Below are 16,392 nucleotides of genomic sequence, written 5' to 3' on the forward strand. Positions count from 1 at the left end.
CTGGACGATCAGGATTTCTTCTGCGCGATACGCGCGGCGAATGCCTTCATCAGGTCGGTATCCGCCGCGTCGCCTTTGGCGTCCTCGGCGAGATGCTCGAACCAGCGCGCAAAGCCTTCGTAAACCTGGCTCGCCGGATGATCGGGGCCGAGAAAGCCGGAAATCTCCCGCATCTCCGCAACCCAGCGATAGGCTTTCGGAATCATGTCCGGCAGCGCGACTTCGAGCCGGGCCAGAACCGCGGGCTGGCTGAGTGCGAGTTCGTCGCGCAGCGCATCCGCAGCCCCCGCTTTCGTTGCCGCGACCACCATCGCCGCGCCGATGCCGGCGAGGCCCTTGACGATACCGGCATAGGACATTTTCAGCGCGGACGCGGCACCGACCGGCCCTTCGACGATCCGCACGTCGAGCCCGAAATCCTTCAGCACGGCGACATCCTTGGCGTGCTCGCCCGACATGTAGAAGGCCGGGCTCTTGCCGCCGGGCTGGGGCGGGAACCCGATGATGCCGGCATCGACGAACGGCGCCTGTGCCGAGCCGATGATCTGCTCGATCCTCATCACGGTATCGACGTTGACGGCATTGCAATCGACCACGACCGGCTTCTTCTCGCGCCGGACGATCAGCCCGGCAAGCCACTCGGCGAGCGCCACGGCTTCGCCCGGCGGCACGATCGAGAGGATGATGTCGGCGTCCGCGATCGCGTCGTCCTCGGCGCCGATCATGCCGGTATCCACCGCGCGTTTGCGCGTCGCCTCGCTCCGCCCTCTCAACGACGTCAGCACGCGCGCACCGTGCTCGCCGAGACGGCGGGCCACGGCACTGCCCATGGCACCGGGCGCGAGGATCGCAATGGTTTTGGACATCGTGCACTCCAGATCGAATTTCGAGCAACGCGCTCGGTTCAACCGGAGACTAGCAGAGGACGGGACGCCAGCGTGAGCGCCGGCCATCCCGCAGAGGAATGGCCCTACTCCACCTTCGCAGGCTGAGGCTGGAGCGCCGAGGCGTTGGCAATACGCGCGGCATTCGCCATGCCAGCGAGGGCCGCCGCCTTCTTCGAATCGGGCGCCGAGCCCGGCTGCACCACGCCGGCCGACATGATCAGCGTCGCGGCGTCTTCGGTGCTCATGTCGACCTCGACGATCTTGCTCTTGGGCACGTAGAAGAAGAAGCCGGTGGTCGGGTTCGGCGAGCAAGGCAGAAACACCGAGACGTGCTCCTCCTGACCCGGCAGGCTGCGGGAGACATCCTCGTTCGGCGATTGCGAGATCAGCACGATCGACCACATGCCCGGCGACGGAAACTCGACCAGACCGACCTTGCGGAAGCTCGAGCCCTTGCCCGAGAACAGGGTCTCGAACACCTGCTTCAGGCCGCGGTAGATGGCGCGCACCGCCGGGATCCGGCCGAGGAAGGTCTCGCCGACATCGACCAGTGTCCGGCCGATCAAATTGGCCGCGAGGAAGCCGACCAGCGTCAACGTGAAAAATGCGACGATCAGTCCCCAGCCGGGGATGACGTACGGCATGTAGGTTTCAGGCCGATAGGCCAGCGGCACGAATGGCCGCACCACGCCATCAACCCAGGTGACGAACCACCAAACCAGATAAAAGGTGATCGCAACCGGTCCCGTCACCACGAGCCCGGTGAGAAAATAATTGCGGAAGCGGCCTATCAGGCCGGTATGCGGCTCCGGCACGGGATCAAGAGGCGCAGGCGCGTCGTCACGGGGGTTCATTCGGGTTCCAGGTCGGTCGCTTCGTTCAAGCTAGGGTCTTCTAGCAGGTTTTGGAAGACCACGAAGCGTTCCGGCCCGACCCTTCCGCCTATTCCACTGTCACGGATTTCGCGAGATTGCGCGGCTGGTCGACGTCGGTCCCCATGATCACCGCCGTATGATAGGCGAGCAGCTGAACGGGGACGGCATAGACCATCGGCGTGAACGCCGCCGCCATATCAGGCATGACGATGGTGACGAGGGATTCGACGGTCGCCTCCGCCGCGCCTTTGGCGTCGGTCATCAGGATGATCTTGCCGCCGCGGGCAGCGACCTCCTGCATATTGGAGACGGTCTTTTCGAACACCCGGTCGTAGGGCGCGATGACGACGACGGGCATGGTCTCGTCGATCAGCGCGATCGGACCGTGCTTGAGCTCGCCGGCGGCATAGCCCTCGGCGTGGATGTAGGAGATCTCCTTCAGCTTCAACGCGCCTTCGAGGGCGAGCGGGAAGCTGGTGCCGCGACCGAGATAGAGCACGTCGCGCGACTTGGCGATCTCGCGGGCGAGCTTCTCGATCTGGAGCTCGGTGGTGAGCGCATCCGACATCAAACGCGGGATCTCGACGAGCCCGTGGACGAGCTTGGTCTCGTCCTCGTCGGACAGTTCGCCGCGGGCCTTGCCGGCTGCGATCGCAAGATTTGCCAGCACCATGAGCTGGCAGGTGAAGGCCTTGGTCGAGGCGACGCCGATCTCTGGGCCGGCCAGCGTTGGCAGCACAGTCTCGCTTTCGCGCGCGATCGTCGAGGTCGGCACGTTGACGACGGCGATCGTATGCACGCCCTGGTCCTTGGCGTAACGCAGCGCGGCCAGGGTGTCGGCGGTCTCGCCCGATTGCGAGATGAAGATGGCGAGATCGCCCTTGCGCAAGGGCGCCTCGCGGTAGCGGAATTCGGAGGCGACATCGACTTCGACCGGCACGCGCGCGAAACGCTCGAACCAGTATTTTGCGACGAACCCGGCGTAGCTCGCAGTGCCGCAGGCCGTGATGTTGATGCGCTGGATATTCTTGAAGTCGAACGGCAGCTTGACCGGCAGCGAGACCCGCTCGGTCGCCATGTCGACATAGCGTGCCAGCGTATGGCCGACCACTTCAGGCTGCTCGTGGATCTCCTTGGCCATGAAGTGGCGATAGTTGGCCTTGTCGACCAGCGAGGTCGAGGCGGCGTGCTTGGTCTTCTCGCGCTGGACGGCGTGGCCGTCCTTGTCGAAGACCGAAGCGCTCGTATGGGTCAGCACGACCCAGTCGCCGTCCTCGAGATAGCTGATCGTGTCGGTGAACGGCCCCAGCGCAATGGCGTCGGAGCCGAGATACATCTCACCGTCACCATAGCCGATCGCGAGCGGCGGACCGTTGCGGGCGCCGATCATCAAATCGTCCTCGCCGGCGAAGATGAAGCCGAGCGCGAACGCGCCGCGCAGCCGCGCCAATGTCAATTTCACCGCTTCCACCGGCTTGTTGCCGCGCGTGAGCAGATCGTCGACGAGATGCAGCACGATCTCGGTGTCGGTCTGGGTGTGGAACACCGTGCCTTTCTTCTCGAGCTCCTCGCGCAGCTCGCGGAAATTCTCGATGATGCCGTTGTGAACCACGGCGACACGCTCGGTCGCGTGCGGGTGCGCATTGTTCACGGTCGGCTTGCCGTGGGTGGCCCAGCGGGTGTGACCGATTCCGGTCGAGCCCTTGAGCGGCTCGGCTTCCAGCCGCTTCTCCAGATTCTTCAGCTTGCCCTCGGCGCGGCGGCGCTCGAGATGCTTGCCCTCGAGCGTGGCGACGCCCGCGGAATCATAGCCGCGATATTCAAGACGTTTGAGCGAATCCACCAATTGCTCTGCAACCGGCTCGCGCCCGAGAATGCCGACAATCCCGCACATGCGGATCAATATCCCCCAAATCGTCGAAAAATCGCCTAAACGACGCGCTCGGTTTTTAGCGAAGTTCCTAAGGAACCAGATACTCAATAATTATTGCCGATTGAGACAGCACCGACGGCAACGCGCCTCGCCTGCGTCGAACTGGCTGAGCCTTAAACCTCGCGCATTAACTTGTTGTCAACGAATTTGGCCAACCCTTGCGTCCCAAGGAGAGAGGCCATGAAAGGCTCATCCAACCGCAAAAGTCCGTCATCGATGGCGGTGCGCGCCAGCGAGACCACCGGCACGCACCTTGCGCATTGGCCGCCGCCCCAGCGCGGCAAGGAAAGCAAGCCCGTTTTCATCAAGCACGCCGCCGGCGAGCCGGCGAAGCGTGCAAAACCGCGCGGCTGGCGCCTGACGCGCGCGATCTTCTCGGAATTCGCCGACGACGAATAGCGGCGCGCCTCACCACCTCAGCACCAGGGCACACACGAGGAATACGACGAACGCCCAAAACGCTATTCCGGTGAACAGCGGCGCGGTCTCATGCTCATGCGGGCGGCGTACGCCGAACTGTTCCAGCAGCCATCGTCCCGGCGGCTTGATGACGTTCTCGACGAAGAATTTGAGTACTTCGTAGTCGTTATCGTCGTTCATGAGCGCGCAGCTCTGGCAGCACCGATCAATTCAGCCGCTCACTTCTCCGCCTTCTTCCCTCGCGTCTTCATCTCGCGATAGCGCGCCGCACCACCTTCGCGGATGGTCTGCGGGCTGCGCTCCAGCGCCATGGCGTCATCAGGCACGTCGCGGGTGATCACCGAGCCCGAGCCGATATAGGCCCCGTTGCCGATCGTCACCGGCGCGACCAGCGAGGAGTTGGTGCCGACGAAGGCGCCCTGCCCGATGATCGTCTTGTGCTTCTTGAAGCCGTCGTAGTTGCAGGTGATGGTGCCGGCGCCGATGTTGGAATTGGCGCCGATCGTGGCGTCGCCAATGTAGGAGAGATGGTTGACCTTGACGCCGGCCTCCAGCGTCGCGGCCTTGGTCTCCACGAAATTGCCGATGCGCGCGCCGTCGCCGAGCGACGTGCCGGGCCGAAGCCGCGCATAGGGGCCGATGGAGACCTTCTTGCCGAGCTTGGTCTCGACGATATGCGAGAAGGAATGGACCACCGTGCCGTCGCCGATCGAAACGCCGGGGCCGATCACCACGAACGGCTCGATCGTCACGTCCTTGCCGAACACGGTATCGGCGGCGAGATAAACGGTTTCGGGCGCGATCAGCGTGACGCCGGCCTCCATCGCCACTTTCCGCAGCCGCGCCTGCATCACGCTTTCGGCCTCGGCGAGCTGCGCCTTGGTGTTGATGCCGCGCACTTCGTCCTCGCTGGTTTCGATCACCACGGCATCCCATCCCTGTTCGCTGACAATGCCGACCGCGTCGGTCAGATAATATTCGCTCTTGGAATTCGCATTGCCGATCTTGTCGAGGATCGCGAGCGCGCGGCGCCCGTCGATCGCCATGACCCCGGCATTGCAGAGGTCGATCTTGCGCTCCTCTGCGCTGGCGTCGGCCTGCTCGCGGATCGCGACCAGGCGGTCGCCGTCCACGATGAAGCGGCCATAGCCGGTGGGATCGGCGGCCCGGAAGCCGAGCGCCGCAATCGCGGCGCCTTTGGCGAGCGGCGCGCGCAGCCGCGCAAAGGTCTCGGCCGAGATCAGCGGCGTGTCGCCGAACGCAATCAGCAGGTCGTCCACGCCCCGCACAATGGCATCGCGCGCCGCCAGCACCGCATGCGCGGTGCCGAGCCGGTCCTGTTGCACGAAGGTGAGCGCGTCGGGGCGGATGCGCTTTGCCTCGTCCGCCACCGCCTGATGGTCGGGTCCGATCACGACCGCGAGCGAGGTGCCGGTTCCCTTGGGCGCCGCGGCGAGCACGTGGGCGAGCAGGCTCTGATGCGCGACCGAATGCAGCACTTTCGGCAGGAGTGAGCGCATACGCGTGCCTTCGCCGGCGGCGAGCACGATCGTGAGGCTGGAACGGGCGGTCATCGAAATCCTGTCAATCGGCCGAATCAAGTGGCGCCAGCGGGCGACGGCCGCCCTGATGAGTTATCGCCTTGCTACCCCCGCAAACGCCCGGAGTTCAAGTGCGACACGCTTTTCCTGTTAATGTTCCCTGATTGATTCGGGGAAGCCGGACAGGGGTTGGGCACTTAACGTTCATGGCAAAGGATTCCGACCCACTGGCGGATGCCTTCGGCGCCAAGGAGACCGGCGGGCTGTTCTCCGGACTTGTGGCCGAGGAGAGTTCGTTCGATCGCGGCATGATGTGGCGGCTCGGCTCATGGGGCGTGGCGGCCGTCGGCGCCGTGGTGCTTGCCGTGTTCGCCAACCAGGCCCAGCTCGGCTGGCGGCGCGATCAGGTTGCGTCCGCCGATCTCGCGCGGCAGGCCGACCGGCTCCAGATCCTGACCAAGGAGAGCCAGAACGAGGCCCGCCGGCTCGCCTCCGCGATCGAGACGCTGAACACCGATCGCGACCGGCTCTATTCGCGCGTCACCGTGCTGGAGCAAGGGCTCGATTCCGTCACCGGCGCCATCGCCAAGCAGACGACAACGCCGCCGCAGGCGTCCATTGCGAAGCCGCAGGACGCGCCGGCTTTGATCGGGCCGCCGGCGCCCGGCATCGGGCCGGTCGCCTCGACACCAGCTCCGGCCAACGACAAGCCGCGCACCGAGGCCGCAAAGGAGCCGTCGAGCCCGCCACCCCAGAGCGCAGCGGCGGCCTCGCTGGTCGCGCAGTCGCCGGCGACGAATTCGGCACTGCCGATGCTTCCGTTGGTCCCATCCAAATCGATCATGGCGCCGCCCGATCCGGCCGCCCCGAAACTGGTTCAGCCCGAGGCCGCTGAGAAGACCACTGAGAAGGCTGCCGAGAAGAAGCCCGATCCAGTGCCCGCCCCGGTCGAAGTCGCCGCTGCACCAGCCAAGCCGCCGGAGGCTGCCGAAAGCGAGGCTCCCGCGATCGCGGTCCAGCAGACGCGCTTTGCGATTGATCTCGGTGGCGCCAACTCGCTCGAAGGCCTGCGTGCACTGTGGCGCGGGGTGACCAAATCCAATCCCGAGATCGCGGCGCTGCGGCCGATCATCATGATCAAGGAAGGCAACACCGGCCTCGGCATGCAGCTCCGCCTCGGCGCCGGCCCGCTCATCAACGCAGCAGCTGCGGCAAAACTCTGCGCCGGCCTCGCCGAGAACGACCGCCACTGCGAGACCACCGTGTTCGACGGTCAGCGGCTGTCACTGCGCGGCGGCCAGGAAAAGCAAGAGAAGACTCAGGATCGAGTTCAAGAGAAGAACTCAGACAAGAACCAGGACTCGGTGCCGCAAGCCGAGACCGCCCCGGCGCCCGCGCCCGCCGCCAAGCCCGACAAGCATCGTCGCAGCTATTCCTCGAAACGCTCGTCGAAGCGCGAGGAGCCCGCGCCTGCTCCTGCGGCGCAGCCGGCCGCACAGCCGAAGCCGGAGACGGCGTCGGCGGGATCGACGCTGTCGTCGTTCTTCAGGCGGTAGACGCGGCATCCGCTCTGCGGCGGGAAGACCATCTCGCGGCTAACGTATCAAACGATACGGAGGTGCCCGACATAAAACGGCAGGATCCGCGACGAAGATGATTCGGAGCGGAGATGGCGGACGAGATGTTTCTGCGCGAGCACCTCGCGCTCATCCGCGAGTTGGCCGAACAGGCCGACCCCCATATCAGGAAGCGATTGCTGGCCTTGGCCGAAAAATACGAACGTCGGCTGAGAGACCAGAACCGGACGATACAAACTCGCCCTTGAGAGCTCATCGGCGCACGCAACCACCTACTCGATGCGCGCTTTTTCCTTCAGGTCACGAATGCGGTTGTCAGCCTCATCCTTCGACTGAACCAGTTCCGACCAATCCTCGACCCGAGCTTGCTTGCTCAGCCGCTTGAGTTCGTCCAGTTGCTCCTGAGTTGGCTTTTCCATGCTCGCTCCTTGTATGCAGCATGCGTTGCGCGGTCACACCGTTTCAAAACCTGCGCAGCCCCAGCCTGTTCCTGGATATCTTCGGGCCAGGCGCGGCCGCCTTGCTCCTCCCTTAACTGGCCGCGATCGACATAAATTCACCTTCCCTGTTGCCCGCTCGCGCCATCCCGACCATATTGCCGCCATGACAAAAAAGCCCTTCCGCCTCACGCCCTACCAGGTGCAGTTCCTGATCGTCGTCGGCTTCGCCAGCGTCGGCTATGCGCTCTATCTGCGCTACCTCGGAATCGAAAACTCGCAGGTCGGTCTCGCCTGCGACGCCGGGCTTCAGACCCTGGTCTGCAAGGCGCGCTCGGTCTCGACCGTGCTGTTCAAGAATTCGGTGTTCGGCATCGTCGCGCTGGTGGTGGCGACGCTCAACCTGATGCGGCCGTCGATCGTGCTGCTCACCGTCGGCATCATCGCCGCCGGCCTCGGCATCGTGCTCTACAATATCGTGCTGTCGGGCCTGGCGATCGGCCTGTTCATTCTTGGATTTGCTCGGCCCGCGCCCGCCACAGCGTGAGCGCGAACAAGAGATAAATCGCGCAGGTCCACAGCGACTGCCAATTGTCGCGGCCTTCGTTGAACAGCACATAGGCCGCCGACAGCGTCAGCACACCGGCGAACACCGACTCCGCGATGGGACGCTGGCCGATCTGCGGCCGGTTCAGCATCAACAGCGCGAACGGCACCACCGCCATCGTCAGCGAGGCGTAGGGGAAGTCGTGGTAGCGTGGGTCGAACACGAAGGCGAGCGCGGTCTGCGCCGCGATCACCGCCGTCACCGCCAGCGTCAGACCCAGCACGGCGGTGAGCTTCGACCATTTCCGGCCCTCGCGCGGACCGAGCAGATCGAGGAAGGTCGGAAGGCTGCGGCCAATCACCATCGCCTGCGCGCAGAAGATCGGCGACAGGATGCCGGCCGCGAGCAGCGTGCCCCAGAGCAGCCAGCCGCCGATGCCGTAGCTCTCGTAGTACATCTTGTCGGCGCCGATCCCGAGCAGGATGCCGGCCGAGGTCGCCGAGATCGCCACACCGAGCCATGCCGAGAAGCGCGGCGTCCAGGGCCTGCGCCGCAACGTCAGGCCGGCCACCGCGAACACCAGCACGCAGAGGCCCATGCCGGCGCCCATGTACCATTGCCAGTAAGGGAAATTGCTGATCGGCTGGCCCGGCGGATATTTCAGGCTCCGGCGCACCGAATCATAGAGGCCCCAATAGCCGCCGACGGTACCTTCCAGCTTGCGCTTCCACGGCTGGTCGTAGGACTCGATCAGATTGACGCGGAATTTCTGCGCTTTCGCGAGACTCAGGATCTCCGAGACCACGCGCGCCTGGTTGGTGCGCGACGGCAGCGCCCCCTCGCGCATGCGCCCTTCGCTCGGCCAGCCGGTTTCGCCGATCAGGATCTCCTTGCCGGGAAATGCGACCGCCATGCGCTCGCGGATCTGTTCGACATGGGACGCGGCAAACTTCGCCTTGACCGGGAAGTCCTCCCAATAGGGCAGGATGTGGATCGTGACGAAGTCGACGGCGTCATAGATCTCGCGATTCCTGAGCCAGAACTCCCAGACATCGGCATAGGTGACGGGCACGCTGACTTGGGCCTTCACGGAGCGGATGATGGAGACGAGGTCCGCGGTCGTCATCTCGCCGCGCAGCAGCACCTCGTTGCCGACGATGATGCTGGTGATGATTCCGGGGAAATCCTTGGAAAGACGAATGGCGAGCGCGGCCTGCTCGAAATTCTTGGTGCGATTGCTGGAGAGCCAGATGCCCTGGAGCACTTTCAGCCCCCCGATCCGGGCCGCGATCGCCGGCACCTGGTCCAGCCCGTTCTCCATCGAATAGGTGCGGACGCAGTCGGTGATCTCCTTGAGCTGGCGCAGGTCCTGCTCGATCTGGTCGGCCTCGATATGGGTCCATGCGTTCAGCGGCGACTGCTCGCCGCGGAACGGCGCGTAGGAGACGCACTGGACCTTGTCGGCGGGATCAATCGGGGCGCGCGCGAGCGAGATCGGCGTGGCAAGCCACCACCACACGGCAGCGATCGCACCCAGTGAAACGAGCAGAAGCGCCAGTGGCGTACGAAGAGAAATCGGTTCCGTCCTCCGCGAAGGGCCGTCGATTACCTGCTAGCACGCCGTCTGCCAAGGGGGTGACTCCGTTATGGATCCATCCCTCCCCTGAGGAATTTACCTGCGGCCGTTCGACCGAGGCCTAGGATCGTGACTTTGCTGGACAAAATTCCAGATTCAGGCCATGGACTCGGGAGGACTTTTCCGCCGCATTGGAGACCCATTTGGACGCCATCACGCAGGCGCGTCCGCGAAGGTCCTGACGCGGACGGTCAGTGATATATTGGGGAATTCATGCGGCAACGGGTGTTCGAGTTACGAAATGCGGTCCTGCGGCAGTTCGCCGGCACCTTGGCCGTTTCTTCCCTTGTCATCCTGATGGGTATCGGCGCGGCCTCCGCCCAGAGCGGCACGCCCGCCCCGGACCAGAGCAAGGCAGCAGCCCAACCCGCCGACGCGGCCAAGGATGCCGCCCAGAACCAGCGCCGCACCGACGAATTCGCCGAAGCAGCCCAGGTCATCAGCGGCCCCGCCGGCAACCCCGAATGCGTCTGGCTCGGCCGCCGCGTGGTGCGGCTGATGTGGCGGGATGACCTCGATACCGCATTCCGCCATCTCGACCTCTACGACCGCTTCGGCTGCCCCGGCGGCCACATCCAGGCTGCGTTCCGCTGCCTGACCCGCTTCGGCGGCCAGATCGATCCCAAGGTCGCCGAGACCCTGGACAGCCGTGTGCACGCTTGCTGGATCAACCCGGCGTCGCAGCCGCAACAGGCGGCGGCCGCAGCCTCGCAGCCCGCCGCACCGGCCGCCGGCAATGCGCAGCCGCAGCCGGCCGCGAGCCCCTCGCCGGCGGCAAGCCCGTCACCGGCGCCCCCGAAATAGCCGCGATTGTTTCAGCCTCCGTTCAGGAACGATCGGCGATAGAGGCAATTGGCACTGCTGCGAATTCCGAAATGTGCATGCCCTCATATGGTCATGAGGCGATGACAGTTGTGAAACCGCGCGGCAGAGGTATGCTCCATTTGCCGCGGACTTGGTCGGATCTCGGGGTCGGATCCGCTTCCCTGCCCCCTCAGCCCCTTTTGGTTTAGCCGCGATGCGGGTTGTCGCCGCCGTTCTGTTGCTTGTGTCCGCGCTCCACGCCGGCCTCTGGGGAGTCTTGCGCGACAAGGAACCCGCGCCCGACTTCAAGGGCTTGCTGCCCAGTGTCTCCTACGCGCCGTTCGAGGGCTCGGCTCACCCCGACATCGACAACATCCCATCAGTGGAGAAAATCCGCGCCGACCTGAAGACGCTGTCGACGATGACGCGCGCGATCCGGCTCTATTCGTCCACCGGCGGCGTGGAACTGGTGCCGCCGATCGCAGCCGAGTTCGGCCTCAAGGTTACCGTCGGCGCCTGGATCGACAAGGACAAGGATCGCAACGAGCGCGAGATCAAAGCCGCCATCGAGCTCGCCCGCAAGAACAGCAACGTCAACGGAGTCGTGGTCGGCAACGAGGTGATCTACCGCGGCGAGCAGAAGGTCGAAGACCTCATCGAGATGATCAAGAAGGTCAAGGGCTCGGTCCGCGTGCCCGTCACGACCGGTGAAATCTGGAACATCTGGCGCGACAATCCCGACCTCGGCTCGAACGTCGACTTCATCGCCGCCCACGTGCTGCCTTATTGGGAAAATTTCCGCTCGGACCAGGCGGTCGATCAGGCCGTCGACCGCTACAATCTGTTGCGCAACCTGTTCCCCGGCAAGCGCATCGTGATCGCCGAGTTCGGCTGGCCGAGCGCGGGTTACAATTTGCGCAACGCCGACCCCGGTCCGTTCCAGCAGGCACTGACCTTGCGCAACTTCGTCAGCCGCGCCGACGCCATCGGCATGGAATACAACATCGTCGAAGCCATCGATCAGCCCTGGAAGTACTTCGAAGGCGGCGTCGGTCCGTACTGGGGCATCCTCAACGCCAGCCGCGAGCCGAAATTCGCCTGGACCGGCCCGGTCGAGAATCCCGACTATTGGAAGCTGATGGGTGTAGCCCTCCTGGTCGGAATCCTGCTGTCGCTGCCGATCCTGCGGCTGCAGCAGCCGACGGCGAAGCAGGCGTTCCTGCTGTCGGCCACCGCCAATGGCGTCGGCGCCTGGGCCGCCACCGTGTTCGCGTTCTGGAACGGGCACTATTTCATCTTCGGCTCCGCCTTCGCGCTCACGCTCGGCATGATCCTGCTTGTTCCCCTCGTGCTGATCGCGATGGCGCGCGTCGACGAGATCGCGGCCGTCGCGTTCGGCCGGCCGCCGCAGCGGCTGCTCACAAAGGGCAAGCCGGTCGAGAGCGTGCCGGAGAATTACTTCCCAAAAGTCTCGATCCACATCCCCGCTTATTTCGAGCCGGTCGAGATGCTCAAGCAGACGCTCGATGCGCTGTCGCGGCTGAACTATCCGAACTACGAATGCGTCGTCATCATCAACAACACGCCGGACCCTGCCTTCTGGCAGCCGATCCAGGATCATTGCCGCGCGCTCGGTGAACGCTTCAAGTTCATCAACGCCGAGAAGGTGCAGGGCTTCAAGGCCGGTGCGCTGCGCATCGCGATGGACCGCACCGCCGTCGACGCCGAGATCATCGGCATCCTCGATGCCGATTACGTCGTCGATCCCGACTGGCTGAAGGATCTCGTGCCGGCTTTCGCCGATCCCAGCGTCGGCCTGGTGCAGGCGCCGCAGGAACATCGCGACGGCGACCTGTCGATCATGCACTACATCATGAACGGCGAATATGCCGGCTTCTTCGACATCGGCATGGTTCAGCGCAACGAGACCAACGCCATCATCGTGCACGGTACGATGTGCCTGATCCGCCGTGCCGCGATGGACATGGCCGGCGGCTGGTCGTCCGACACGATCTGCGAGGACTCTGATCTCGGCCTTTCGATCCAGCAGCTCGGCTGGACCACGCACTACACCAACCACCGTTACGGCCAGGGCCTGCTCCCCGACACCTACGAGGCCTTCAAGAAGCAGCGTCACCGCTGGGCCTATGGCGGCCTCCAGATCGTCAAGAAGCACTGGCGGAATTTCCTGCCGGGACGGAGCCGGCTGACGCCCGACCAGAAGCGCGAATACGGCCTGGGCTGGCTGAACTGGCTGGGCGCCGAAAGCCTCGGCGTGGTCGTGGCGCTGCTCAACCTGGTCTGGGTGCCGATCGTCGCCTTCGCCGACATCGCCATCCCCGACAAGATCCTGACGCTGCCGATCATCGGCGCCTTCGTCGTCTCGCTCGCGCACTTCTTGTCGATGTACCGCGCGCGCGTCGCGATCAAGCCCGGCCAGATGCTGGGCGCGATGATCGCCGCGATGAGCGTGCAGTGGACGGTGTCGCGCGCGGTGGCGCAGGGACTGATCACCGAGCACATCGCGTTCGCGCGCACGTCCAAGGGTGGCCTGTCCCGGATGTCGATCGAGTTCCAGGCGTTCTGGGAGGCGGTGATCGGCGCCCTGCTCCTGATCGGCGCCGGCGTGCTGGTGGCCTCCAACAGCTATCGCCAGATCACCGAGATCTACATCTTCGCCGGCGTGCTGGTGCTGCAGAGCCTGCCGTTCCTGGCTGCGGTCGCGATCGCCATCCTCGAGCTCAGCCGCATCAACTCGTTCCAGTTCTGGCGCGACAGCGCGATCCGCACCGCCGAGCTGATCGGCCTGCGCCCGGTCGCGCTGCCGACCCCCGCCGGCACGCCGCAGCAATTGCCGGTGCCGAACGAGGTCCGGCGGGAAGCGAACTGACAGGGCCCCGAACGCGGCATCCGGCCCATGGGCGGATGTCGCGGCTTCTTCGGCGTGGATGACGGCCGCCATTCCGGTTGAGAATCCCGGCTCAAGCATTGGAAACGGCGAGCGAATTCCCGCCGTTGCCTTCAAGTTCGGCACCCTCGCCTGCTATTGACCTCCGCGCCCCATCCCCCTACACAGCGCGGGCCGAAAGCATGATCCGGAAAAAGCCGGTTTTTCCGCAACGCTTGCGTCGATGTGGCGGCAAGACATGCTTTTCCAAATGTCCGAAGACGATGGCGATCTCTTTGAAGCCATCAGCGGCCATGGGAGCGCGTAGCTCAGCCGGTAGAGCACGTGACTTTTAATCACGGGGTCCTGGGTTCGAGCCCCAGCGCGCTCACCACATTAAGCAATTACTTACGCCGAGACGACGCGCTCCGATAAGACTGTCTGTCGGCAGTTCGGTTGCCGGTGTAGCACGCGCGGCGCTTCGATGCCCCCTCTGCACCGCGCGCGGCGGGCGCGCCGCGGACATGAGGCCCGACTGGACGGCAAAAGTCCTGCATCGGTGATCGCTGCCCCGTCGCTCTGTGACTATCGCCGGAATGAATGCTCGATCTCGCGCAGCATTGCCAAGACCCGGTCAGTATACCGCCCGTAGGACAACTGCTGGTCTGCGAGACTCGCCGCCGCCAGGACGAGAGCAGCTATGGCCACGCCCTTGATCATGGGCCTTTCCGCTTTTGCGTCACCAGTCGCAATGGAATGTTGTGCAAATTCGCGCGGCCTCGCACCGCTGGTTCTGTTCTGCCCAACGCGTGCGCGATCTCGTCGGGTCGGTGCCCAGCCGCCGCCATCGCCAGCAGTTGTTGATGCTCCTCCGGTGTCCACCTCCGGATCAACGGATAGCGTGACTGTGCCATCGCCCGGCGTCCCCAGCCTGTTGCCAGTTTATCCTCGGCTGCATTTGCTGAGTCGCGCTTTAACCTATGATAGCCAACCCTCGCAGGACGGGGGCGAGCGGATTGCGCCGGACTGGCGCGTCCACAGGGCCAGGGCTTGGACGTAGGCTCCACGGCGGCGTAAGCCGGTAGTTTTCCGGGCTGTAGATTTTCGCCGGTCTTAATAATTCTGGCGAATGATTGCTCCGATGATTGGAGACCTCGACCATCAAGCAGAAGCCATCGCCGCGATGCAGAAGGCGATCGCCGCGACCTGTCCCGCCGAGCGGTTGAAGTGGTTGCGGACCGCCTTGGCCTGGAAGGACCTTGCAAGCTTGGCGAAGGGCAAGGCGGCAGCCTGAAGGTCACAGCCAACCCCTGCTAGCCGCTCAAGATCTCGCGCAGTTTTCGATCGTCTTCCCGAGTGCGGAGCGGAGAACCGGCTTCTCCAATCGGGGACATCGCGGAAGCCAACTGACAATCCATCGGATGTGTGGCTGGTCAGGAAGAAAAATGGCAAGCCGCGACCACGAGTGATCTCCGCCACCAGTTCGGTCGTTTCATCGCCAAGCCTCAGGTCGAGAATGGCCAAATCGAAGTCAGCCACCCGCGCGACTTCGATTGCTTCCTTCAGGGTGCCTGCTTCGGCGACGACTTCGCGACCCAACTCCTCCAGCATGTCGCAGACCATCATACGGATGACGGATCAGCGCGACGTCCTCCACGACCAAGATTGAGAGTGCGCCCATGCTTCGTCTCGTTGGCCTGATGTCAATGTATGTCGCGTCATGCGGCCCGGCAGTTCCTGGGGCCTCCGCACCCTCTTATGTTCACTTTCGGACACATTTTGGGGAAACGAAGCCGGGCAACATTGTAGGTCAGCCATCGGAGACGGAGTAAACATGACAGCGCCGCCGCCTCTCATCCTGGTGGTTGAGGATGAATATCCATTGCAGGCGGTGGTCGAGGAAGCCCTGCTGGAGGCAGGCTTCGCGACTGATATCCTGTCGTCTGCCGAGGAAGCTCTGACTCTCTTCAGAAGCGGTATGAAGGAGTACCGGGCGCTCGTCGCGGATGTAAACCTCAAGGGCAGGCTCAGCGGCTGGGACTTGGCCAGACAGGTCAGAGAACGAGAGCCGACGTTGCCCATAGTCTACATGACCGGTGGCGTGGCGGACGATTGGGGCTCGCAAGGGGTCCCAAGCAGCATCTTGTTGCAGAAGCCGTTCGCGCCGGCCCAGCTCATCACTGCGGTTTCGCAGTTCCTCAATCACGTCACTCGTGAGTAAAACCGCCGTCACCCATTCACTGGCTCTAGTAGCCGGCCACCATCCCAAGCGTGGCGGCGGGAACCAAGCTCGGCAATGAAAGTTTTTCATCTCAGGTGGCCGTTCAGGCTTTGCCTGCAATGACGCAGGATATCTTCATGAGCGGCAAATGCGATGAAATCGACGAGAAGATCGCGCACCATTGCCGGTTGTTGTCTCTTATTACTGACAAGATCGCGAGAGACGGCATCGCCGGCTTGATCGAGGAAATGAAGACGGAGAAAGCTGCACTTCATCCCGAACCAGAGGAGAAGTAACAGTGCACTCGCTGCCGAGCCAAGTTTTGCACGGAGCCTTTCGTCCGGATTTCAGGCATGCCGCGCTATTTTTTCCACGTCCGGGGTGTTGAACCGAGCACTGACCCTGAAGGCGAGGACCTGCCGGACGCTGAAGCGACCTGGCGAGAGGCCACGGTTTTTGCCGCCGACCTTCTGAAGAACATGCAGGGTCGACTTGAACCGGGCCACGAATGGCACCTGGAGGTCACCGACGAGGCCGGAACGTCGATCTTCAACATCTACATCAGCGCGCAGAACGGGCGATAGCCTCACTCTGTTGGAGGGGTTTGGCCGGAACGATCCCACGGCC

18 protein-coding genes and 1 tRNA gene are annotated in these 16,392 nt (G+C 64.0%); 10 read left to right on the forward strand and 9 right to left on the reverse strand.

Translation table 11 applies throughout. The annotated features are described in order from the left end of the window. Positions 1-8 precede the first annotated feature (8 nt). The 3 genes from IVB45_RS19115 to glmS form a co-directional block, all read right to left on the reverse strand. Positions 9-866, reverse strand: coding sequence for an NAD(P)-dependent oxidoreductase (locus IVB45_RS19115; RefSeq protein ID WP_247359385.1), 858 nt, complete (start codon positions 864-866; stop codon positions 9-11). A 104-nt stretch (positions 867-970) separates the two neighbouring features. Then, the gene (locus IVB45_RS19120) at positions 971-1,741 is read right to left on the reverse strand and encodes a DUF502 domain-containing protein (protein ID WP_027567012.1); all 771 of its coding nucleotides are present in this window, start codon (positions 1,739-1,741) and stop codon (positions 971-973) included. Positions 1,742-1,829: 88 nt separating this feature from the next. Further along, positions 1,830-3,656 (reverse strand): glutamine--fructose-6-phosphate transaminase (isomerizing), encoded by a 1,827-nt coding sequence (gene glmS / locus IVB45_RS19125; protein ID WP_027567013.1) that lies wholly within the window; start codon positions 3,654-3,656, stop codon positions 1,830-1,832. A 219-nt stretch (positions 3,657-3,875) separates the two neighbouring features. On the opposite strand from glmS, the gene IVB45_RS19130 reads away from it, so the two are divergent. After that, positions 3,876-4,094 carry a hypothetical protein gene (locus IVB45_RS19130; protein ID WP_247289906.1) on the forward strand — a complete coding sequence of 73 codons (219 nt, stop codon included), beginning with the start codon at positions 3,876-3,878 and terminating at the stop codon, positions 4,092-4,094. A gap of 9 nt (positions 4,095-4,103) precedes the next feature. Here the strand turns inward: IVB45_RS19130 and IVB45_RS19135 are convergent, their stop codons facing one another. Both IVB45_RS19135 and glmU read right to left on the reverse strand, forming a co-directional pair. Continuing rightward, a complete protein-coding gene (locus IVB45_RS19135) occupies positions 4,104-4,295 on the reverse strand; it encodes a hypothetical protein (protein ID WP_247289904.1) in 192 nt (63 codons plus the stop codon). Between the two features lie 38 nt (positions 4,296-4,333). Next, entirely contained in the window at positions 4,334-5,689 is a 1,356-nt protein-coding gene (gene glmU / locus IVB45_RS19140) for a bifunctional UDP-N-acetylglucosamine diphosphorylase/glucosamine-1-phosphate N-acetyltransferase GlmU (protein ID WP_247359386.1), read from the reverse strand. 173 nt (positions 5,690-5,862) lie between these two features. On the opposite strand from glmU, the gene IVB45_RS19145 reads away from it, so the two are divergent. Beyond that, complete coding sequence (locus IVB45_RS19145) at positions 5,863-7,212, forward strand: hypothetical protein (protein WP_247289900.1); 1,350 nt, start codon at positions 5,863-5,865, stop codon at positions 7,210-7,212. A gap of 113 nt (positions 7,213-7,325) precedes the next feature. Next, entirely contained in the window at positions 7,326-7,481 is a 156-nt protein-coding gene (locus tag IVB45_RS19150) for a hypothetical protein (protein WP_247359387.1), read from the forward strand. Between the two features lie 24 nt (positions 7,482-7,505). Here IVB45_RS19150 and IVB45_RS19155 read toward each other — a convergent pair whose 3' ends face one another. After that, a complete protein-coding gene (locus IVB45_RS19155) occupies positions 7,506-7,652 on the reverse strand; it encodes a hypothetical protein (protein ID WP_155809610.1) in 147 nt (48 codons plus the stop codon). Between the two features lie 184 nt (positions 7,653-7,836). On the opposite strand from IVB45_RS19155, the gene IVB45_RS19160 reads away from it, so the two are divergent. Beyond that, on the forward strand, positions 7,837-8,217 hold the full coding sequence (locus IVB45_RS19160) for a hypothetical protein (RefSeq protein ID WP_027567016.1): 381 nt from the start codon (positions 7,837-7,839) through the stop codon (positions 8,215-8,217). On the opposite strand, the gene IVB45_RS19165 is transcribed toward IVB45_RS19160, so the two are convergent. Next, positions 8,177-9,736: a beta-(1-6) glucans synthase gene (locus IVB45_RS19165; RefSeq protein WP_247359388.1), complete on the reverse strand. Its 1,560-nt coding sequence runs from the start codon at positions 9,734-9,736 to the stop codon at positions 8,177-8,179. The two genes, IVB45_RS19160 and IVB45_RS19165, sit on opposite strands and share 41 nt — an antisense overlap. A gap of 330 nt (positions 9,737-10,066) precedes the next feature. Here IVB45_RS19165 and IVB45_RS19170 point away from each other — a divergent pair, with 330 nt between their 5' ends. Continuing rightward, positions 10,067-10,657 (forward strand): beta-1-3, beta-1-6-glucan biosynthesis protein, encoded by a 591-nt coding sequence (locus tag IVB45_RS19170; protein WP_247359389.1) that lies wholly within the window; start codon positions 10,067-10,069, stop codon positions 10,655-10,657. Positions 10,658-10,871: 214 nt separating this feature from the next. Then, complete coding sequence (locus tag IVB45_RS19175) at positions 10,872-13,547, forward strand: glycosyltransferase (RefSeq protein ID WP_247359390.1); 2,676 nt, start codon at positions 10,872-10,874, stop codon at positions 13,545-13,547. Positions 13,548-13,725: 178 nt separating this feature from the next. On the opposite strand, the gene IVB45_RS38935 is transcribed toward IVB45_RS19175, so the two are convergent. Next, positions 13,726-13,860 carry a hypothetical protein gene (locus IVB45_RS38935; RefSeq protein ID WP_256464252.1) on the reverse strand — a complete coding sequence of 45 codons (135 nt, stop codon included), beginning with the start codon at positions 13,858-13,860 and terminating at the stop codon, positions 13,726-13,728. A 2-nt stretch (positions 13,861-13,862) separates the two neighbouring features. Between IVB45_RS38935 and IVB45_RS19180 the strand changes: the two genes are divergently transcribed. After that, positions 13,863-13,938 (forward strand) — tRNA-Lys (locus IVB45_RS19180). A 767-nt stretch (positions 13,939-14,705) separates the two neighbouring features. On the opposite strand, the gene IVB45_RS19185 is transcribed toward IVB45_RS19180, so the two are convergent. Continuing rightward, complete coding sequence (locus tag IVB45_RS19185; RefSeq protein WP_247359391.1) at positions 14,706-15,155, reverse strand: hypothetical protein; 450 nt, start codon at positions 15,153-15,155, stop codon at positions 14,706-14,708. Positions 15,156-15,378: 223 nt separating this feature from the next. On the opposite strand from IVB45_RS19185, the gene IVB45_RS19190 reads away from it, so the two are divergent. Genes IVB45_RS19190 through IVB45_RS19200 form a run of 3 tightly spaced genes read left to right on the forward strand, consistent with a single transcriptional unit; the run spans position 15,379 to position 16,349 of the window. Beyond that, on the forward strand, positions 15,379-15,765 hold the full coding sequence (locus tag IVB45_RS19190) for a response regulator (protein WP_247359392.1): 387 nt from the start codon (positions 15,379-15,381) through the stop codon (positions 15,763-15,765). A gap of 50 nt (positions 15,766-15,815) precedes the next feature. Continuing rightward, positions 15,816-16,061 (forward strand): hypothetical protein, encoded by a 246-nt coding sequence (locus tag IVB45_RS19195; protein ID WP_247359393.1) that lies wholly within the window; start codon positions 15,816-15,818, stop codon positions 16,059-16,061. Between the two features lie 57 nt (positions 16,062-16,118). Continuing rightward, positions 16,119-16,349: a hypothetical protein gene (locus tag IVB45_RS19200; protein WP_247359394.1), complete on the forward strand. Its 231-nt coding sequence runs from the start codon at positions 16,119-16,121 to the stop codon at positions 16,347-16,349. Positions 16,350-16,392 lie beyond the last annotated feature (43 nt).

Origin of the sequence: Bradyrhizobium sp. 4, from assembly GCF_023100905.1 — a bacterium.
GTDB lineage: Bacteria > Pseudomonadota > Alphaproteobacteria > Rhizobiales > Xanthobacteraceae > Bradyrhizobium.